The organism is Actinomadura macra NBRC 14102 (assembly GCF_001552215.1).
Taxonomy (GTDB): Bacteria; Actinomycetota; Actinomycetes; order Streptosporangiales; family Streptosporangiaceae; genus Spirillospora; species Spirillospora macra.
The window spans coordinates 116965-137221 of sequence record NZ_BCQT01000001.1 but is presented as its reverse complement, the minus strand read 5'-3'; the positions used below and the strand labels follow the sequence as shown (position 1 = coordinate 137221).

Sequence of the window (20257 nt, the reverse complement as noted above, 5' to 3'; positions counted from 1 at the left end):
TCTGCTTAAAGCGCGGTTCCTGCGAAAACTGGCGCAAGCATGGCGAGACGGCCGGTTATGGCCATTGCAGGAGCACGATTGGAGCGTGCCATTTTACGACGATACTGATTGGGTTATCATAAATAACCACAGTGTCGAGGGAGCGGAGTGACGGTGCCGCAAACCACACTGATGGTGCCGTCGAAGTCACTGGTAGTGCCATGACGGTGACCATGACATGAGGCCGCCGAAACCGGGAACGACGATCCCGATCGCGACCGCCGTCCCACCGACCTCAACAGCGGACCCGCCTCCCCAGCGGTTCGCATTTGACAGATGCCGTATGGCCTGTCTTGTAAGCCAGAAGGTGCACAAATGCGGGCGTTGAAGGTGCTCATCGCCGACGATCAGCACATGATCCGGGGAGCGCTGGTGGCCTTGCTCGAAATGGAGCACGACCTGAGCGTGGTGGCCAGTGTGGACCGCGGTGACCTGGTCATCGACGCCGCCCGGCAATGCCGGCCCGATGTGGCGATCATCGACCTCGACAGCTCCGACGTCGACGGACTGACCGCGGCGAAGATGCTGCACGAATCCCTCCCGTCCTGCCGTACAGTGATCTTGACTGGGCTGGCACGACCCGGCGTCATCCGCCGCGCGCTCGCCGCCCGGGTGTCGGGTTTCCTGCTCAAGTCGACGCCGTCCGAACGCCTCGCAGAGGCGGTCCGCGGAGTGGCATCGGGACGTCGTGTCATCGACCCAAAATTGGCGCTGATCGCATGGGACGTAGGTGAGAATCCCCTCTCGGAACGGGAGGTGCAGGTTCTCAAGCACGTCGCGCTCGGCGCCGAGCCGAACGAGATCGCGGCCGCTCTTCAGTTGTCGGTCGGCACCGTGCGCAACTACTTGACGACCGTGGTGGTCAAGCTGCACGCGCGCAACAAGGTGGACGCCGTCCGCATCGCGACCGAGGCAGGCTGGATACCCTGACCGCTCTTCCGGTTATCCGTGGCCGGGAGGGCGCCGCAGCCCGTTCAGACGGGAATCCCGGCAGGGCGCACCAGCACCCCACCCGGGAAATTCGTCCATCGATGAACTGCCAGAAGATAGGAAGCATAGAGGAAGCGCACAGCACCTTTCCGCTCCCGTCCGCCGCGCGCAGGCGCGGATAGTGCGGCGCCCGGAGGCGAGGCGGCCCGTGAGCAGGAGACGGCACGTGGCCGGAGGGGGCCCGGGCGTCCTCCGCATCCCGGGCGACTCCTGATGTCGGCGGCGTGGACCTCTCTGACCTCGGCATGGTCATGTTTCGGTGTCCGAAGCCTTGCCCGTTGCGCGACGGGCGGTTAACGTTCAGCTATCCGATAGGAAAGTTTCCTATCAGATGGAGCTCCCATGCCTCGCTCCCCGCCACCCCGCCCGGCGTGCCCGGCCGTGCCATCGAGAGCCACGGGCACTCCCGTCCGGCCCCTTGCCCGGCTCCCCCGCCAGGGCTCATCCGGCCACCGCCATGCCGGTGGCCGCGACGAAACCCGTCCCACCCCGAACGCAAGGACCCCCGCATGAAGACTTCAAGGCGCAGACTCGCCGCGACCGCGGCGGGACTGGTGATCGCACCCGTCGTCGCCGTCGTGCTGCCGGCGGCCACCGCCTACGCCCACGGCTACGTTTCCGCGCCGCCGAGCCGGCAGGCCCAGTGCGCGCAGAAGGTCGTCCAGTGTGGACAGATCCAGTACGAGCCGCAGAGCGTCGAAGGGCCGAAGGGCCTGCGCAGTTGCAGCGGCGGAAACGGGCGCTTCTCCGACCTCGACGACGACGCCAAGGCGTGGCGCGTCGCCTCCGTCAGCAAGTCGGTGACGTTCACCTGGACGTTCACCGCCAAGCACCCCTCCCGCGACTACGAGTACTACATCGGCGACAAGCGCATCGGGTACTTCAAGGGCGACCGGTCCTCGCTCGTGGCGCACACGGTCGACCTCAGCGGATACACCGGACGCCAGAAGGTGCTGGCCATCTGGAACATCGCCGACACCGCCATGGCCTTCTACGCCTGCATCGACGTGCAGGTCCAGTGACGCCCGCACCGGACGGGTCTCGCAAAGGAGTGATCAGGTGCAACGTGTCCTGACCCTGCTCGGCGCCGCGCTGCTCTCGGCGGGGACGGTATCGGCCGTGCTGCCGGTGTCGTCTGCCATCGCCGCGGAGTGCGCGACGGCGTGGACCGCGTCCGCCGTCTACGCCGGCGGCGCCGCGGTGTCCCACAACGGGCACAACTGGTCGGCGAAGTGGTGGACGCAGAACCAGTCTCCGGGCGGCGACGCCGTCTGGACCGACCAGGGGACCTGCGGCGGGTCCGACGTCCCGCCCGCCACCGGCGACTTCGTGGTGAGCGAGGCCCAGTTCAAGGAGATGTTCCCGAGCCGCAACGCCTTCTACACCTACGGCGGACTGACCGCGGCGATGGCGTCCTTCCCCGCGTTCGCCACCACCGGCAGCGACACGATCAAGAAGCAGGAGGCCGCCGCCTTCCTGGCCAACGTCAACCACGAGACCGGCGGGCTCGTCCACATCGTCGAGCAGAACACCAGCAACTACCCGCACTACTGTGACGCCGGCCAGCCCTACGGCTGCCCGGCGGGGCGTGCCGCCTACTACGGGCGCGGGCCCATCCAGCTGAGCTGGAACTTCAACTACAAGGCCGCGGGCGACGCCCTCGGCATCGACCTGTTGAACAACCCCTTCCTGGTGGAGCGCGACGCGGCGGTGTCGTGGAAGAGCGCCCTCTGGTACTGGATGACCCAGAACGGCCCGGGGACCATGACCGGGCACAACGCGATGGTCAACAGCCGCGGATTCGGTGAGACGATCCGCAGCATCAACGGTGGCCTGGAATGCGACGGCAGGAATCCCGCCCAGGTGCAGAGCCGGGTGGACGCTTACAAGCGGTTCACCCAGCTCCTCGGCGTGGCTCCCGGCGCCAACCTGACCTGCTGACGCACCCACCCCAACGGCCCTCGGCTTCCTCGCCCCAGAGGACGTCGGGGGCCGTTCCCGTCAGCGCCAGCGCTCCGAGCCCGCGCGCCGGGCCGTGACGGACGAGGCGACGGCGACCACGAGCAGCACGGCGGTCGCTCCCCACAGGGGCGCCGCGACCGAGACCTTCCTGATGAGCGCGGACCCGATCGCCGCGCCCAGGAGCAGGGCGCCGATGGACAGGACCCGGCGCACGGCCCGTTCCCTGGACTGCCCGGGTTCGGCGACCAGCGCGGTGACCGTGGTCGTGACCACGATCGTCCTGAAGTCGGGCACGTCGAGACGCTGCACGAGCGCGTACTGCCATCCCATCGAGACCGCCAAGATCGCGATCAACACCTCCCGGACGGGCGATCCGGTAGGCCCGGAGGTCGTGACGAGCAAGGCCACGACGACGAGGGCGCACGTTTGCAGGGCGGTGCCCCGGCCGAGGAGAAGACCCCGGTGAATCGGCCGCCTGAAAGCAAGGTGGCCTCCGACGGAGGCCCCCGCGCAGAAGAACAGGGTCGACAGGGTGGTCGACAGGATCGAGCCCGTCGCCGTGCCACTGCCACCGAGCCCGAAACCGAGAAAGATGATATTCCCCGTCATATTAGCCACGAATACATTACCGAGCGCCAGGTAACTGACCGAGTCCACCAAACCGGTCATCACCGTGAGGAGAACGAGCAAAGGCGGCAGTGGTCCGTGATCGCGCGCTTTGGGCACACGTTCATTCTCGCGTGCGCCGCGGTAAAGGCCGTGGAGGCATGGCGGGATTCTTGACGGATGGCCGGCGAACGACTATCGGCACCCGAGATTTTGCCGGGCCTTGGCGGGACGGAAACGATCAGCGGCATGCGCACCGGTGATGATTGGCCCTATGGCCGCGTCACGGCAACCACGCCCGCCCTGCGCTCCGTCCATGCTCCGGAGTGGGCGGTGACCTCGCTGGAGGAACTGCGCCCGCCGGCCCCGCGAGCGGCTCCGCCGAGGACGTCCAAGGGACGTCTCGTCGCATCCTGGCTCTCGTCCACCGACCACAAGGTGATCGGTCACCTCTACCTCATCACCTCGTTCGTGTTCTTTCTCGTCGGCGGGCTGCTGGCGATGATGATCCGCGCCGAGTTGCTCGAACCCGGGACCCAGGTGATCAGCAACGAGCAGTTCAACCAGATGTTCACCATTCACGGCACGATCATGCTGCTGCTCTTCGCCACCCCGCTGTTCGCCGGTTTCGCCAATGCCATCATGCCGTTGCAGATCGGCGCCCCGGACGTGGCGTTCCCGCGCATGAACATGATCTCCTACTGGCTCTACCTGTTCGGCGGGATCATCACCGTCGCCGGCTTTCTGACCTCGAACGGGGCCGCGAGTTTCGGGTGGACGGCCTATGCGCCGCTGTCGGACACGATCCGGTCGCCCGGCGTGGGCGGCGACCTGTGGGTGACCGGGCTGCTGCTGTCCGGGGTGGGGACCATCCTCGGGGCGGTCAACTTCGTCACGACCATCCTCTGCATGCGCGCCCCCGGAATGATCATGTTCCGCATGTCGCTGTTCACCTGGAACGTGCTGCTCACCTCGATCCTGATCCTGGTGGCGTTCCCGGTCCTGGCCGCCGCGCTGGCGGCCCTGGAGGCCGATCGCAAACTGGGCGCGCACGCCTTCGACGCCGCGAACGGTGGTGCCCTGATGTGGCAGCACCTGTTCTGGTTCTTCGGCCATCCCGAGGTCTACATCATCGCGCTGCCGTTCTTCGGCATCATCAGCGAGATCCTGCCGGTCTTCAGCCGCAAACCCCTCTTCGGCTACATCGGCCTTGTCTTCGCGACCATCGCGATCGCCGGACTGTCGGTCACGGTATGGGCCCACCACATGTTCGTCACCGGTCAGGTCCTGCTGCCGTTTTTCTCCTTTATGTCGTTCCTCATCGCGGTGCCCACCGGAGTGAAGTTCTTCAACTGGGTCGGGACGATGTGGCGCGGCCAGATCACCTTCGAGACGCCGATGGTCTTCGCACTGGGGTTCCTGGTCACGTTCCTTTTCGGTGGCCTGACAGGTGTCATCCTGGCGTCCCCGCCCATGGACTTCCAGGTCTCCGACACCTACTTCGTCGTCGCCCACTTCCACTACGTGGTCTTCGGAACCGTGGTGTTCAGCATGTACGCCGCCTTCTACTACTGGTGGCCCAAGTTCACCGGGAAGAAGCTGAACGAACCCCTGGGGATGGTCCATTTCTGGACGCTGTTCATCGGCTTTCACGGCACGTTCCTCGTCCAGCACTGGCTCGGCGCCTGGGGAATGCCGCGCCGCTACGCCGACTATCCCGACATGTTCACGACCCTGAACCAGATATCCTCGATCTTCTCCTTCGTTCTCGGTGCCTCGACCCTGCCCTTCTTCCTCAACATCTACGTCACGTGGAAAAAGGGCAGGAAGGTGGTGGCCGACGACCCCTGGGGCAGCGGCAACTCCCTCGAATGGGCCACCACCTGCCCGCCACCCCGCCACAACTTCAATGCCATCCCGCGGATCCGCTCCGAACGCCCCGCCTTCGACCTGCACCACCCGCACCTCGGCACGGAACCGGCACTCGGCCAAGGCGCCGGGGCACCGAGGGGCTGATCCGATGCGCCGCCCGGCCTCCACGCTCTGGACGTGCGCGTCCGGCCTCCTCGCGGCGCACGTCCTGTACCGGCTGAGCATGGGGGATCGCGTCCACAGCGCCGTCCTGATCCTGGCGGCCTGCCTCGCCGCCCTCCTGACCTTCCACCTCCGCCACACCGCCGCCCGCGCCAGGCGCCTCGAAGGCGACCCCCGCCCCTCGCGCACCGCAAGCCTCCAGAGCTGGCTTCCCCTCCTGGCCGCCGCCTCCATCGCCGTCCTCGTCCTGACCATCGCCCTCCTCTGAGCCTCTCGCAGCGTCCTGCTTGATGGCTGATGGCTCACTGGAGGGCGGCTCCCTCACGTGAGTCGGCTGAGCATTTCCTGGACGGTCGGGAGGGTGCGATCGGCCGGGCCGTTGAGGCGTTCCAGGTCATCAGCGAGAGTCCACAGTGTTCAGATCGCGCTGTCGGTGCGGCCCGCACCGTGGAAGACCAGGCCAGGGGCGCCCGACGCTGCGGCCCGACGGCCCGCGTCGGAAGGCGATCTTCTGACTGGTCAGAACGAGGACGTTGTCCGGTGTCATAGTGGCGGCACAACTGAGCAAGCAGGTCTACAGAGGTCGCCGGCCAGTCCGAGCCCATGATCCGCTGATGCGGATGCTCGCCGCAGATGAGCCTGAGGAGATGGACAGTCTCGGCATCGGCGTCGGCCACTGCTCCGGGTTCCCGCAGGACGAACGACGGCGTGACAGTGGCGTCGTATGCCGGGACGTCCATGGACAGGCCACCGGTCTCAGCCTCGAAATGGACGAGGTCGTCCCAGCCGAGAAGCTCGGTCAGGACGTAGTTGATCCATGGCCTTCTTGGGGAGGTGGCGTGTGCCAGGCGGAGCCGTTCGCGAGCGGACCGATCGAGGCGTCTCCGGAATCGGCCACGTCCGCCGGAGGACCGGGATTCGGAGGAATGGACCCGAGACGTCGATCAGGTCGAGCCAGTTCGTGTGGTTGTAACCTTCTCTGCGCCTAGTGAACGGGCGCATGCAACGGTGATCACGTATCGCAAGGTGACGGTGGGGATCGGGCGCGGCAGATCAAGGGCGGCCGGCAGGACAGCACATTAAGTGCCGGTGCGTGCAAAGACGATCTTGTCGAGAACCTCTGCTGTCAGAAGTTTCACCTATTTCACGAACGTTTACAGCGCCTGCGGCCAACTCGCGACCGACCCGCACAGGTTGAATTGAACCTGGTGAGTGTTTCGGTATGCCATATACATCTTTATGGACCTTTGAACAATTTCATCTGTCTCGAACCGGCATTCCCTGGACTGTCTCTCGGTGGCGTGCTAGTCCTGAGGTTGGCCGAGGAGTGAGGGGGAGGCATGGCGAGCGACCCAAATGATCGCGCATTGCTGATTTCTCCTGCATACGACATTTCGGCCTACGGTTCTGCCGAAAGTCTAGGTCTCCGGTCCGTCGCGGCAACCCTGCTACGGGAGAGTGCAGAGGTATGCGTGGTAGACGAGTGCCCTGGTGAAGTCCCGGCCGGTGTCGCGAAATTCGCGGCGAGCGCACGCCTGATCGGAGTGGGGGTGCTGTTCACCCGTCAGGTACCCGCGGCGTTGGAACTGATCTCTACCCTGCGCGCCGTCGCTCCGGCCGCTCACCTCATCCTCGGCGGCCAAGGCGTGCAGTTCCTCTGGCAGCGCGTCCTCCAGGACAGTTCGGCGTTGGACTCGGTGTGCCTGTATGAAGGTGATGACACCGTACGTGACCTCTGGCGATGCTTGCGAGCCGGTCGTTCCTTCAACACCATTCCGGGGCTGGCGTATCGAAATGGCGGTCAGATCACGGCCGACCCCCGTTCACCGGTAGAGGATCTCGATGCACTTCCCTTCCCCTACCGGCGCGCCGGTACCGGTGTCTATCGCGATGGCGTCGCTACCATGAGCACAAGCCGGGGATGCATGGCGCACTGCACCTTCTGCCAGTCCGGCAATTATGGTAACCGGTACCACCGCCTTCCTCGCTGGCGTTCCCGGTCGGCGAAAAACGTTGTGGCGGAGGTCGCCGAACTCATCCGCGAACACGATGTGACGGCGATCAGCTTCGTCGACGACGACTTCTTCGGCGGCGACGCTCAGGGGCACGAACGGGCGTACGAGATCGCGCGGCTGCTACGCGGCCTCCCGCGCCGTATCCGGTTCTCCATCGAATGCCGGATCAACGAGCTGGACGCAGATCTCCTGCTGACGCTCCGAGCCGCCGGGCTCCGCCGGGTGCTCATCGGGATCGAGGCCGCCAACGACGCAGACCTGGCCCTGTTCGCCAAGAAGACCACGAACGCCCAGGCCGAGCGGGCCATCAGCCTGTTACGCAGACTCGAGATTGACTTCACCATCGGCTTCATCATGTTCCAGCCGCAGTCGTCGCTGGGCGGGGTTCGGGAGAATCTGGACTTCCTATATCGGTTACGCCTGGGTACGTATCGTCGAATCGCCAACCGCCTCGAACTTTATCCCGGAGCTCCGCTCAACGGCTATTTTCGGCGTAGAGGTGTGGCGCTGAGGGAGTCAGCATATAGGGTCGACTACGATTTCACTGATGCCTCGGTGGCCGTTCTGCGCCGGTCGTTCCTTGACGTTCTGGAACCGTACACCCATGTGGAACGGCGGTGTCAGACCGCTCTGTTCCGTTGCATTACCACGGATCAGATCGAGCAGGCAGGTCGGCTGAAGCAAATCGCTAAGGACATCTCCGAAGCACTGGTCGATCATGCGATCCGATGTTGGGAGCGGGTGGCTTCCGGCGCCGAGCCCGATATGGACCCAGACATGCGGTCTGCTGTTACCAGACGGGTTCAGGTCCTCGGCGGAGCCATCAACTGATCGAAGGGGAAGGAGGAACCATGTGGGTCGACGGTAATAGCGGCGGTGGCTGATGGACCGCGGGCTCGCCCAGCGGCCTCCTGGCCATTGGGCGAGCCGGAGTGATCTGTCCTTGAACCATCGAAGACCCGGATCGAATCGATGACCAGCTTCTCTGATCTTCTTTACGGCGGCGTTTATCAGCGAATGTGCAGATTCGCCAACATCGAGCGGTTCGCCGCGATCCTCGAAACCGAGGCAGATCTGACAGCGACGTACGACCAGACGACGGCGCCGCAATCCTTCGCCGCTGAACTGGCGGCGATCGCGGACAGGCTGAGCACCGGCGGGGAGGTCGGCACCCAGCATGACGCCGCGCGGCGCCTCATCGCCGAGGATCTCCGGCGCGTCTCCAGCGCAGATTTCGGCGGCATCGTCGGGTACGACACGGTGACCGAGCGCTTGGACGTCCTTGGCCCGAGCTTGCAGAAACGGCTTCAGGAAGCGGGGCTTCCCGTCGGTGAGGCTCCGCTGCGCGTCGTGGACACCTTCCCGGAACCGTTCCACCGGTTCGCCTGGGCGGCCTTCGCGCCGGACGCAGAAGATCAGGACAGGTACGGTATCGAGCCCGGGGTCTACTTCCGCCGCGACCGGCTTCGCCCGTTCTACTCCGACGCCTTGTTCGCCCATGAGGTCGTGCACACGGTCACGGGCTCGGTTGACCCCGAGATCTATGCGATGGGGCTGGAAGAAGGGGTGGCCGAGATCCTCGGCACCTGTTACGCGGGGCTGGGAGTGTTACCTGCGCACGTTCTGCGCAACATCATCGTGCACGGTCGGCATGGTGCCGAACGGGACAAGCTCTGGTCGGTCTACCTCGACCACACCCGCCAAGCGTCCCTCCTCTACCGGGAGTTCGGCATCGAGGGCATCGTCGCCCTGGTACGACGCGGGCGCGCAGCCATCCACGAGGCCGAGGAGGCTGTGATGAAGGGGACGTATCGGGAACTGTCACTACCGCGAGGTTCATGGGACGACGCCACCACTGAACTGGTGGAGTTCGCGTGCGAAGCTTACCTGCCGTCCCACGTGTTCTCTCCGCTGGAATGTCTGCTGGCCCTGCACGCTCGGAAGGGCCGCACTGTTGGAGAGGTCTGCGTCGAGGCAGGAGTCTCCAGAGACGTCGGCGCGCCCATGCTGGAGGAGCTCGGCGCCACGTCGGCGTTGTTCGTTCAGGACGGCGATCGCATCGGTTACTCCAACGTCGACCACTATCTCGGCCTTGAAGCCGCCGCCGATGTGGCGGTCATCCGCTACCTTCCGGGTTCCCCGGCTCCGGGCGCGTGAGCGCGCCGGGCGGCCGAGGGACGCGAGGACCGGCCCGCAACCTGGTCGGAACCCTCAGCGATCTCTACCGTAGCCGTGGTCTGCTGCTCGGCGTGGTGGCCACACTGGCAGGGTTCCTGTTGATCTTGCTTGCCCCGCCTGCCGAAACGGAGGTTGCCCTCGAAGGCGGACGGCTCATCGTGGGGGGCGGTTCCCACAACCTATGGACGCGGTTCCGGGTCGCTGACATAGGGGTCGCCCTGTTCCAGGTCGGTATCACTCTCACGATCTTCCAGGTCCTGCTGAACCAGATCGCGGAGGACCGCTTTGTCGAGCATGTCAGGCAGGTGCTCGACGAGCAGCAAGACGAGGTCGCGCACGCGGTCGTGAAGTCGTTGTCGGCCGGCGCCCATCTCGCTGACCTGCGGTTGTCGCCCGACGAACTCGACCACGTGATCGAGAACGCCTCCCGCCTACGGTCGGGCGACGCCGAGCTTGGCAAGGTCATCGCCCGCAAGTTGCGTACGGGCGTTTTCGAGTCCAGCGAGATCTGGCACGGCCTCGTCGTGCGGGCGGAGATCTTGGAGATTGAACACGCTGCCGACCATGGTCGGCAGCACGATTACTACTCGGTCTATTTCCAGTTCGGCTACCACACCAGCAACGTCCGGCGCTCACGGTTCGCGTTCCGCGTGCTGCGGTTCGGTGATTACGATGAGGCGCTGCGTGCCGAGGATGTGGGCGCGGTATGGCGGCTTCCTTCCACGGGTGAGCTTGATGACACTTGGGCGGACGGCTTCGTCCTTAACGGTGCGTCCTTCGGAAGCCGCACCGTGGACTTCGCCCGCAATGATGTCGAGCGCGAATTCGTCGGTCACCTCCCAGTGGAGGAGTTCGAGGACAGCGAGAGCATCAGAGTCCAGTACTCGTTCACCGCTAAGGTCCTCGCCGACGGCAACCTGCTGAGCTTCGAAGTACCCAAGCCCACGTTCGGGGCCACGTACTCGGTCAGCGTCGCCGTTCCCGACATCGAACGCGTCCGCGCCCTTGACTACTTCGGCGCTACCAGGCCCGCGTCCATCGACTATGCGCCCAACATGGACCGGACTCGCCTGGTGAGCGTCAGCATCGACGACTGGATCCTTCCTAAGGCAGGCTGCGTCATCGTGTGGAAGCGCCGCGCTTCTTGATCGCCTTCTCCGCGCCGAGTCGGTGCGCCCGGGATCAGCGTCAACGGTCCGGGCGACGGGTCACCCGGGTGACGGGCCAGTGGACGGGGTCGACGGACGGACCAAGGGGGGCACGGCCGCGGAATCAAGTGCCTTGGATTCAGAGCGGCGAGTGCGTCCCGATGAGAGCGCGTCCAGAGCACTGACCATGATTCGTGGGGGCGACGGGCTCACGGCGGTCCCGGCGGCAGTGGAGGCGCTACTCGGTGGGCAAGGGCTCGACCAGGGTGGGATGATCTACGTTGGATTCTTGACTCGTTCAAGAAAATGGGCCAGCCTGTGGCGGGTGGCGTCGACCTTGGACTTCCGGCAGATGTTGCGCGGGGCCGCTCTGCGCGTCACCCAGCCTCGGGTGGCGGTGTTGAGGGCCGTGCACGCGCATCCGCACGCCGACACCGACTCGATCCTCGGTGCCGTGCGCAGGGATCTGCCGAAGGTGTCCCACCAGGCCGTCTACGACTCGCTGCACACGCTGACGGCGGCGGGTCTGGTGCGGCGCATCCAGCCGTCGGGCTTCGTCGCCCGCTACGAGTCGCGGGTCGGGGACAACCACCATCACATCGTGTGTCGGACCTGCGGCGTCATCGCCGACGCCGACTGCGCCGTGGGGGAGGCGCCCTGCCTGACCGCGTCCGACGACAGCGGCTTCTCGATCGACGAGGCCGAGGTCATCTACTGGGGCCTGTGCCCTGACTGCTCCACCGACCAGAAAATCTGATCCCCCCCGCGTAGCCCTGGAAGGATCCTCATGTCGGAGACAAACGAATCGATCATCAACGACCCGAGTGCGATAGGTGAGGGCGGGTGTCCGGTCGCGCACGGCCGCGCCTCGCATCCCACCCAGGGCGGTGGCAACCGCGGCTGGTGGCCGGAGCGGCTCAACCTGAGGCTTCTCGCGAAGAACCCCGCCGTGTCGAATCCGCTCGACGAGGGGTTCGACTACGCCGCGGCGTTCAAGACCCTCGACCTCGCCGCCGTGAAGCGGGACATCGCGGAGGTGCTGACCTCCTCGCAGGACTGGTGGCCCGCCGACTTCGGCAACTACGGCCCGTTCATGATCCGGATGGCGTGGCACAGCGCGGGGACGTACCGGATCAGCGACGGCCGCGGCGGCGCCGGGTCCGGGCAGCAGCGGTTCGCGCCGCTCAACAGCTGGCCGGACAACGCGAGCCTGGACAAGGCCCGCCGGCTGCTGTGGCCGGTCAAGCAGAAGTACGGGCAGAAGATCTCGTGGGCCGACCTGCTGATCCTGACCGGGAACGTCGCCCTGGAGTCGATGGGATTGACGACCTTCGGCTACGCCGGTGGACGCGAGGACGTCTGGGAGGCCGAGGAGGACGTCTTCTGGGGGCCCGAGACCACCTGGCTCGGGGACGAGCGCTACACCGGGGACCGGGAGCTGGAGAGCCCCCTTGGTGCGGTCCAGATGGGGCTCATCTACGTCAACCCGGAGGGGCCCAACGGCAACCCGGACCCGATCGCGGCGGCCCGGGACATCCGCGAGACGTTCCGCCGGATGGCGATGAACGACGAGGAGACCGTCGCCCTGATCGCCGGCGGTCACACCTTCGGCAAGACGCACGGCGCCGGCCCGGCGGACCACGTCGGCCCCGAGCCCGAGGGCGCGCCGCTGGAGCAGCAGGGCCTCGGCTGGAAGAGCAGCTACGGCACCGGCAAGGGCGGCGACGCGATCACCAGCGGCCTTGAGGGCATCTGGACGAACACCCCGGTCACCTGGGACAACTCCTTCTTCGAGATCCTCTTCGGCTACGAGTGGGAGCTGTTCAAGAGCCCGGCCGGAGCCCACCAGTGGCGGCCGAAGGACGGCGCGGGCGCCGGTACTGTCCCCGACCCGCACGACCCGTCGAAGAGCCACGCGCCGACGATGCTGACGACCGACCTCTCGCTGCGCTACGACCCGATCTACGAGCAGATCTCGCGGCGCTTCCACCAGAACCCCGACGAGTTCGCGGACGCCTTCGCCCGCGCGTGGTTCAAGCTGACCCACCGCGACATGGGGCCGATCGAGCGCTACCTCGGGCCGGAGGTCCCGTCCGAGACGCTGGTGTGGCAGGACCCCGTCCCGGCGGTCGACCACGAACTCGTCGATGCCGCCGACATCGCCGCCCTCAAGGCGCGGATCATCGACTCGGGGCTGTCGGTCTCCTACCTGGTCGCGGCCGCGTGGGCGTCGGCCTCGACGTTCCGCGGCGGCGACAAGCGCGGCGGCGCCAACGGCGCCCGGGTCCGCTTCGAGCCGCAGAACGGCTGGGAGGTCAACGACCCCGACGAGCTGGCGACGGTGCTGCGCGTCCTGGAGACCGTCCAGGAGGAGTTCAACTCCGCCCAGACCGGCGGCAAGCGGATCTCGCTCGCCGACCTGATCGTGCTCGGCGGGTGCGCCGCCGTCGAGCACGCCGCCGCGGCCGCCGGGCACAGCATCGAGGTGCCCTTCGCGCCGGGACGCACGGACGCGTCGCTGGAGCAGACCGACGTGGAGTCGTTCGCGGTGTTCGAGCCGGCCGCGGACGGGTTCCGCAACTACCTCGGGAAGGGCCAGACGCTGCCCGCCGAGTACCTCCTGGTCGACCGGGCGAACCTGCTGACGCTGAGCGCGCCCGAGATGACCGTGCTCGTCGGCGGTCTCCGCGTGCTGGGTGCGAACCACCAGCACTCGACGCTCGGCGTGCTCACCGACGCCCCCGGGACGCTGACCAACGACTTCTTCGTCAACCTCCTCGACATGGGCACGACGTGGCGGCCGTCGGCCGAGGACGCCCAGACCTACGAGGGGCTCGACGCGTCGGGCGCGGTGCGGTGGACCGGCAGCCGCGTCGACCTCGTCTTCGGCGCGAACTCCGAGCTGCGCGCGCTCGCGGAGGTCTACGCGAGCGACGACGCGAGGGAGAAGTTCGTCCGCGACTTCGTCGCGGCGTGGAACAAGGTCATGAACCTCGACCGGTTCGACCTCGTCCGGGGCTGATCCGAACGGCAGCTTGATCTGAACGGCTGGCCGGTCTGACGGCAGCTTGGTCTGACGGCAGGTCGATCTGAACGTCCGGGCCGGTCCGCATCGGGCCGGCCCGGACGTGTCAGCCCGGACGTGTCAGCCCGGTGCCGGCCGGCAGTCCGGGCACAGGCCCCAGAAGGTGACGTCGGCCTCGTCGACCAGGTAGCCGGCGTCGTCCACCGCGTCCAGGCAGGGCGGGTGCCCGACGGCGCAGTCGACGTCCTTGACCGCTCCGCAGTTCCGGCACACCAGGTGGTGGTGGTTGTCGCCGACGCGTCCCTCGAACCGTGCCGGGCTGCCGGCGGGTTCGATGCGGCGCACCAGGCCCGCCGCGGTGAGCGCGTGGAGCGCCTCGTACACGGCCTGGAGCGAGATGTGACCCACGCGGTCGCGCACACCCCCGGCGATGGCCTCGACACCGAGGTGGTCGCCGTCCCGGACGGTCTCCAGCAGCGCGACGCGCGCGGCCGTCACCCGCAGGCCGGCGCCGCGCAGTTCCGCGGCGGTGGTCGGGGGCCGGGAGGCGGTCATGGCACCGAACCTGCCTTCGTGAACGCGAACGATTCGGACGGCACAAGTCTAAGTCAGGATCCGATTCGGTCCCTTCGCCGGACGAGCGGCCCCGATGGAGGATGCGGCGATCCCCGCCCGACCGGCCGGGACGCGAGTGGCCGGCTGTGGCGCGCTTTGCTGGGAATAAAGAATTCGACGCGGGTACTCCGTGGCGGGAATACGTCAGCGGCGATGATGCGAGCGAGCACGGCGCTGTTCGCCGCGTACACTCACTTCCATGACCCGAATGGGGGCACCCGGCAGGCCCCGCGGCATCGACGTCTACTCCACCCCGATCGTGACCGGCCACAATAGTGCCGACTCCTTTCATCTTCACTTCGATGACGGTTCGTGATATGGGGCCTGGTAGCAATTCTCGACTCAGGTTCGGTGTGCTCGGCCCGCTCGTGGTTCATCGGGGTGACGAGCCCATCCCGGTGGGGGCCGCCAAGCAACGGTCATTGCTCGCGGCGTTGTTGTTGCGCGCCGGACGGTCGGTCTCGATCGACGAGCTGGCCGAGTGCGTATGGGCTGACCGGGTGCCCCGGCGGATGGTGCCGGCGCTCCGCGTGTACCTCATGCGGCTGCGGCAGCTGCTGGGCGAGCCGGAGCTGATCGAGACCACCTCGACCGGATACGTGCTGCACGTCCGGGACGAGCATCTCGACCTCGGCAGGTTCGAGGATCTCGCCGCCCGCGGCATGGCCGCCTCGGCGCAGGGCGCGCTCGACGCCGCCGTCGCGTTGTTCGACCGGGCGCTGGCCGAATGGCGCGGGCCGGCGCTGGCGGACGTCGACTCGGAGTTCCTGCACCGGGTCGAGGTCCCCCGGCTCCAGGACCGCGAACTGGACGTGGAGGCCGCGAGGAACGACGCGGTTCTGCGCAAGGGCGGGCACATCGGTTTGATAGGGCCGTTGCAAAAGCTGACGGAGCAGCATCCGCTTCGCGAACAGTTCTGGGCTCAGCTCATGCTCGCGTTGTACCGGTCCGGCGAGCGGGCCGAGGCGATGGACGCCTACCACACCCTGCGCGGCCTCCTCGCCGAGCGGTTGGGCATCGATCCCGGGCCGGAGGCGGAGGGCCTCTACACGGCGATCCTCTCCCGGGATCCCGTTCTCGACCAGGTCTCCGCCGCACGGGAGCCGACGCCGTCCCAGGTGGCGCCGGTGGTGGCCGACTTCGTGGGCCGCGACGCCGAGGCGGAGCTGATCATCGGGTTGCTCGACGCGGGCGCCACCAACGCGACCATGCCCGTGGTGACGGTGTGCGGGCCACCCGGGGTGGGGAAGACGTCGCTGGCGACCTTCGTCGCGCGGCACTGCCAGACGCGGTTTCCCGACGGTCAGCTGTTCGCCGACCTGCGCGGTCACTCTCCGGGCGCGCCGCGTTCCACGACCTCGGTGCTGGCCGGGTTCCTGCGCGCGCTCGGCGTCCCACCCGACCAGGTCCCGGCGGAGCAGGACGAGCAGGCCGCCGTCTACCGGACGCTGCTGGACGGCAGGCGGGTACTGGTGGTGCTCGACAACGTCGCCAGCGCCGAGGAGGTCAGGCCCCTGCTGCCGGGCGGTCCCGGCTGCGCGGTGCTGGTGACGAGCCGGCAGGAGCTGCGCGGCCTGATCGTGACGAACGACGCGCGCCTGGTGCCGCTGGGCGTGCTCGGCCCCGACGCGGCCGTCGGGCTGCTGGCCCGGATCCTGGGTGAGGACGTCGTCACGGCGCAGTTCGAGGCGGTCGAGCGGCTGGCGGAGATGTGCGGGCACCTCCCGCTGGCGCTGCGGATAGCGGCCGCGAACCTGGCCGGCCGTCCGCAGGTCGACGTGGACGCCTACGTCCGCGAGTTCCGCTCCGGTGACCTGCTGGCCGCGCTCACCGTGGAGGGCGACGAGGCGGCCACCCGGGCCGCGTTCGACCTGTCGTACGCGAAGCTCCCGCCGCTGCTCCAGGCCATGTTCCAGCTGGTCGGCCGTATCCCCGGCCCGGACTTCACACCGGAGGCGCTGGCGGCGCTGGCGGGGGTGCCGGTGGTGGCGGCCGCCTGGCATCTGGAGCGGCTCGCCAGGGCGAACCTGGTCCAGCGCAAGCCGGGCGGCCGGTACCACGTCCACGACCTGCTGCGCGATTACGCGGTGCTGCGCCAAGCCGAGCAGGTGCGCGACGAGCAGGTGCGCGACGAGCAGGTGCGCGACGAGCAGGTGCGCGGTGAGCAGGTCCGGACGGCCGTTGCGGGCTGCCCGCCCGGTGTCTCCGCGCGCTGGAACTCCCGCGTTCTGCGAATCCGGGAAACAGGCGTGCCGCTTGTCGGCTTAGGGCACTGCCGCCCGGGTTAGGGGTCGGATCGTGGAAATTAGAATGATCATGTAGCCACCCCGCTGTCATTCTCCAGGAGTCCGGACGATGGCCGCCAGTCGCTGCGCACTGGGCAGGAAAAGCCATTCATCGCACAGTATGTGCGGCTTCACGCTCCGCGAAACCACCCCTATCTCTGTTGTCGAGGGGAACAAAACACGATCGCCGGGCTATGGTCGATGCGTGGGCGAGCGTTACCAGCTTTGACGTTTGACACGAACGGGGGTCGGTCGACGGATGCGTCCACTCATGGAATTCGGCCTGCTGGGGCCGATGGAGGTACGGCAGGACGGAGAAGAGGTCCGGGTCAGCGCCCCGAAACTGCGCGTGGTGCTGGCGACGCTGCTGCTGCGGGCGAACCGGGAGGTCTCGCTCCGCGAGCTCACGGACGCCGTCTGGGGGACCGACGTCCCCGCGCAGCCGGTGGCCGCCCTGCGGGTCTTCGTGATGCGCCTGCGCCAGCTGTTCCACGTGCCCGATCTCATCCGGACGATGCCGGACGGCTACCGGCTGGAGATCGACGACGCGGCGCTCGACCTGTACCGCTTCGGCGACCTGGTCTCCCGGGGCACCGCGCTGGCGGGTGACGGGGCGCTGGAGCGGGCGGAGACGCTGCTCGACGAGGCCCTGGCGCTCTGGCGGGCCGAGCCCCTCGCGGACGTGCCGTCGGAGGCGCTGCACCTGGAGGCCGCCCGCCTCCAGGAACTGCGCCTGCGGGCGGAGCACCTGCGGTTCGAGGTGAAGCTCCGCATGGGGCTGCACCACGACGTCATCGGCCGGCTGCGCGAGCTGACGGCCGCGAACCCGCTGCGGGAGGACCTCTGGGCGCAGCTCATGCTCGCCCTGTACCGCGCGAACCGGCAGGCCGAGGCGGTGTCCGCCTACCAGACGATCTCCGCCGGCCTCGCGGACGAGCTGGACGTGACCCCGGGCCGGGCGCTGCGTGAGCTCTACCAGTCGATCCTGGTCGCCGACCCGGCACTGACGCCGCCGGGCGCGCAGCCGGCGGAGGGCGCCGCGGACGGGCTGCCGCGGACGGGCTCCCAGCTGCCGCCGGCGATCGGGAACTTCGTCGGCCGGGGCGCCGAGATCGAGCAGATCGCGGGGCTCCTGGACACCGGGGGGCGGGTCGCGGTCCCGGTGGTCACGGTGTCGGGTCCGCCCGGGGTCGGCAAGACCGCGCTCGCCGTGCGGGTGGCGCACCAGATGCGCGCCTCGTTCCCGGACGGCCGGTTATACGTCGAGCTGCACACGCATTCGGTGATCCGGCGGCCGTCGACGTCGGCGGTGCTCGCCCGGTTGCTGCGCGCGCTCGGGCACGACGCCGACGAGATCCCCGTCGACGAGGACGAGCAGGTCGCCGCGTACCGGACGGCGCTGCGCGGCAAGCGCGTCCTCGTCACGGTGGACAACGCCGCGTCGGCCAGCCAGGTCCGCCCGCTCATCCCGAGCGAGCCCGGCTGCGCGATGCTGATCACCAGCCGCAACGAGCTGACCGCGCTGACCGCGCGGGACGGCGCCCGCCGCGTCCGGCTCGACATGCTGAGCAGCAGCGAGTCCATCGCGCTGCTGACGGCGATCCTCGGAAAGGAGATCACCGGGCAGCAGGAGGCGGCGACCGAGCGGCTCGCCGACCTGTGCGGGCATCTGCCGCTGGCGCTGCGGATCGCCGCGGGCAACCTCGCGGGCAGCCACCGGCCCGACATCGGCGCCTACATCCTGCGCTTTCTCGCGGACCGTCGGGTGCGGGCGCTCGCCATGGACGACGACGACCACATCGCCGTCGATCGGGCCTTCGACCTGTCCTATCTCTCGCTGCCGGCCGAGGCCCGCGCGATGTTCCGGCTGCTCGCGCTGTTCCCCGGCCCCGACGTCGCGGCGGAGGCGATGGCCGTGCTCGCCGACGGCACGCCGCAGGAGGCGGCGAAAGCCCTGGAACAGCTGGCCGCCGCGAGCCTCGTCCAGCGGCTGCCCGGTGACCGCTACCAGATGCACGACCTGCTGTCGGAGTACGCGGCGGACCGCGTGCGGGCCGAGTACGGGGAGGAGTACTGCGCGACGGCGCGGGCCCGGCTCTTCGACTGGTACCTGGACGCCGTCAAGGACGCGGTCACCGCGCTGTATCCGGAGTTCACCACGGCCATCAGGTCGACGACCGAGCCATCGGACGCACCCGCGACGCCCCGGCTCAGCCGATCCCAGGCGCTGCACTGGCTGGACGCCGAACGCGGCAATCTCGTCGCGATCATCGAGCACTGCGCGGAACATGGCCCCCGCCCGATGGCGTGGCGGCTGACCGAGGCGCTGGCCTGGCATCTGGGCATCGGCGGGCACCACACCGAGTACATCGTGGCCGCGCGTGCCGGTCTGCACGCCGCCCGCGTCGCGGGGGACCCGGCCGCCGAGACGGCGATGGTGGGCTGCCTGGTCTGGGAGCACCGGAAGCTGGGCGATCTCGACACGGCGCTCGCCTACGTCGCCGAGGCTCTCACCGACGGCGACCCCGCCGCCCCCGGCCGGCCGCTGCTGATGGTCTGGCACGGGTCCGTCCGGCTCGAAAGGGGTGAGCTCGACCAGGCGCGGGAGTGCTTCGGCGAGGTCGCCGAGCTGGCCGCCGCGGACGCGCTGCCGCCGTTCCTGCTCGGCGCGGTGCCGCTCGGCCTGGGCGCGGCGGAGATGCTGGCCGGGAACTACGAGCGGGCGCTGCCGCTGCTGGAGGAGGCACTCGCCGCTGCCACCCGGGCGCAGCCGACCGTGCAGCGTGTCGAGTGCCTGATGGTGGTCGGGCGGTGCCGGCTGCTGATGGGGCAGTGGGAGCACGCCGCCGAGGTGCTGTGGACGGCGGCGGACGAGGCGGCCGAGCTCCAGACCCGGTATCACCAGGCGGAGTGCCTCGCCTATCTGGCCGTCGCCCTCACCGAGATGGGCGAGCCGGCCGAGGCGTCCGAGGCGGCCCACGAGGCGCTCGCCCGGTCGCAGGGCTTGCGCACTCGGTGCATCGCCATCAGCGTGTGGAACGGGCTGGGCACCGTCCACCGCCGCCGGGGCGAGCTCGGCAAGTCCGTTGAGGCCCACGAGCGCGCCCTGGCCGCGGCGACCCAGACCTCGACTCACCCTTATGGTGCGGCCGAGTCCCATCTCGAACTGGCCCGTACGCACTTCACCGCAGGCCGTCTCAACGAGGCGCACGAGGAGGCGCGGGTGGCCTTGTCCATGGCCGGTGAGTTCGGTTTCGGTCATATCCAGAGGCTGGCGCGGCACCTCCTCGCCAAGGTCGGCTTGGCGTCCTGAGCGGGAGGTGCCGCCTTCGCACGGGTACCGGCCCGCGTCAGCCGGTA

At 68.2% G+C, this 20257-nt stretch carries 14 protein-coding genes; 12 read left to right on the top strand and 2 right to left on the bottom strand.

Going from position 1 to position 20257, the window contains the following annotated elements; translation table 11 throughout:
• The first annotated feature begins 315 nt into the window (after window positions 1-315).
• From AMA02S_RS00505 to AMA02S_RS00495, 3 genes are all read left to right on the top strand, one after another.
• Complete coding sequence (locus AMA02S_RS00505; RefSeq protein ID WP_245667283.1) at window positions 316-969, top strand: response regulator transcription factor; 654 nt, start codon at window positions 316-318, stop codon at window positions 967-969.
• Window positions 970-1538: 569 nt separating this feature from the next.
• A complete protein-coding gene (locus AMA02S_RS00500; protein WP_067449818.1) occupies window positions 1539-2051 on the top strand; it encodes a lytic polysaccharide monooxygenase auxiliary activity family 9 protein in 513 nt (170 codons plus the stop codon).
• A 37-nt stretch (window positions 2052-2088) separates the two neighbouring features.
• Window positions 2089-2970, top strand: coding sequence for a glycoside hydrolase family 19 protein (locus AMA02S_RS00495; RefSeq protein ID WP_067449817.1), 882 nt, complete (start codon window positions 2089-2091; stop codon window positions 2968-2970).
• A gap of 60 nt (window positions 2971-3030) precedes the next feature.
• On the opposite strand, the gene AMA02S_RS00490 is transcribed toward AMA02S_RS00495, so the two are convergent.
• Window positions 3031-3717 (bottom strand): YoaK family protein, encoded by a 687-nt coding sequence (locus AMA02S_RS00490; protein ID WP_067449816.1) that lies wholly within the window; start codon window positions 3715-3717, stop codon window positions 3031-3033.
• A 129-nt stretch (window positions 3718-3846) separates the two neighbouring features.
• On the opposite strand from AMA02S_RS00490, the gene ctaD reads away from it, so the two are divergent.
• The 7 genes from ctaD (at window position 3847) to katG (ending at window position 13994) form a co-directional block, all read left to right on the top strand.
• Complete coding sequence (ctaD, locus tag AMA02S_RS00485) at window positions 3847-5613, top strand: aa3-type cytochrome oxidase subunit I (protein WP_084264376.1); 1767 nt, start codon at window positions 3847-3849, stop codon at window positions 5611-5613.
• 4 nt (window positions 5614-5617) lie between these two features.
• On the top strand, window positions 5618-5899 hold the full coding sequence (locus tag AMA02S_RS00480; protein ID WP_067449815.1) for a hypothetical protein: 282 nt from the start codon (window positions 5618-5620) through the stop codon (window positions 5897-5899).
• A gap of 1072 nt (window positions 5900-6971) precedes the next feature.
• Window positions 6972-8477, top strand: coding sequence for a B12-binding domain-containing radical SAM protein (locus AMA02S_RS39725; RefSeq protein WP_084264375.1), 1506 nt, complete (start codon window positions 6972-6974; stop codon window positions 8475-8477).
• Window positions 8478-8663: 186 nt separating this feature from the next.
• Window positions 8664-9803, top strand: coding sequence for a hypothetical protein (locus AMA02S_RS00465; protein WP_067449810.1), 1140 nt, complete (start codon window positions 8664-8666; stop codon window positions 9801-9803).
• Window positions 9800-10972 carry a hypothetical protein gene (locus tag AMA02S_RS00460; RefSeq protein ID WP_157430283.1) on the top strand — a complete coding sequence of 391 codons (1173 nt, stop codon included), beginning with the start codon at window positions 9800-9802 and terminating at the stop codon, window positions 10970-10972. Before AMA02S_RS00465 ends, AMA02S_RS00460 begins: the two co-directional genes overlap by 4 nt.
• A 352-nt stretch (window positions 10973-11324) precedes the next feature.
• Window positions 11325-11729 (top strand): Fur family transcriptional regulator, encoded by a 405-nt coding sequence (locus AMA02S_RS00455; protein ID WP_218004811.1) that lies wholly within the window; start codon window positions 11325-11327, stop codon window positions 11727-11729.
• A 30-nt stretch (window positions 11730-11759) separates the two neighbouring features.
• Entirely contained in the window at window positions 11760-13994 is a 2235-nt protein-coding gene (gene katG / locus AMA02S_RS00450; protein ID WP_067449806.1) for a catalase/peroxidase HPI, read from the top strand.
• Window positions 13995-14117: 123 nt separating this feature from the next.
• Here the strand turns inward: katG and AMA02S_RS00445 are convergent, their stop codons facing one another.
• Window positions 14118-14552, bottom strand: a complete 435-nt coding sequence (locus tag AMA02S_RS00445; protein ID WP_067449805.1) for a Fur family transcriptional regulator — start codon at window positions 14550-14552, stop codon at window positions 14118-14120.
• A gap of 362 nt (window positions 14553-14914) precedes the next feature.
• On the opposite strand from AMA02S_RS00445, the gene AMA02S_RS00440 reads away from it, so the two are divergent.
• Complete coding sequence (locus AMA02S_RS00440) at window positions 14915-16900, top strand: AfsR/SARP family transcriptional regulator (RefSeq protein WP_084264374.1); 1986 nt, start codon at window positions 14915-14917, stop codon at window positions 16898-16900.
• A gap of 268 nt (window positions 16901-17168) precedes the next feature.
• Window positions 17169-20210, top strand: coding sequence for an AfsR/SARP family transcriptional regulator (locus AMA02S_RS00435; protein WP_169806750.1), 3042 nt, complete (start codon window positions 17169-17171; stop codon window positions 20208-20210).
• Window positions 20211-20257: the final 47 nt, after the last annotated feature.

Excerpts from the sequence above, each read along its gene's own strand:
- AMA02S_RS00505 (WP_245667283.1), top strand. The coding sequence starts at position 316 with ATGCCGTATGGCCTGTCTTGTAAGCCAGAAGGTGCACAAATGCGGGCG.
- AMA02S_RS00500 (WP_067449818.1), top strand. The coding sequence starts at position 1,539 with ATGAAGACTTCAAGGCGCAGACTCGCCGCGACCGCGGCGGGACTGGTG.
- ctaD (WP_084264376.1), top strand. The coding sequence starts at position 3,847 with ATGCGCACCGGTGATGATTGGCCCTATGGCCGCGTCACGGCAACCACG.
- AMA02S_RS00480 (WP_067449815.1), top strand. The coding sequence starts at position 5,618 with ATGCGCCGCCCGGCCTCCACGCTCTGGACGTGCGCGTCCGGCCTCCTC.
- AMA02S_RS39725 (WP_084264375.1), top strand. The coding sequence starts at position 6,972 with ATGGCGAGCGACCCAAATGATCGCGCATTGCTGATTTCTCCTGCATAC.
- AMA02S_RS00465 (WP_067449810.1), top strand. The coding sequence starts at position 8,664 with ATGTGCAGATTCGCCAACATCGAGCGGTTCGCCGCGATCCTCGAAACC.
- AMA02S_RS00455 (WP_218004811.1), top strand. The coding sequence starts at position 11,325 with ATGTTGCGCGGGGCCGCTCTGCGCGTCACCCAGCCTCGGGTGGCGGTG.
- katG (WP_067449806.1), top strand. The coding sequence starts at position 11,760 with ATGTCGGAGACAAACGAATCGATCATCAACGACCCGAGTGCGATAGGT.
- AMA02S_RS00445 (WP_067449805.1), bottom strand. The coding sequence starts at position 14,552 with ATGACCGCCTCCCGGCCCCCGACCACCGCCGCGGAACTGCGCGGCGCC.
- AMA02S_RS00440 (WP_084264374.1), top strand. The coding sequence starts at position 14,915 with ATGACGGTTCGTGATATGGGGCCTGGTAGCAATTCTCGACTCAGGTTC.
- AMA02S_RS00435 (WP_169806750.1), top strand. The coding sequence starts at position 17,169 with ATGGAATTCGGCCTGCTGGGGCCGATGGAGGTACGGCAGGACGGAGAA.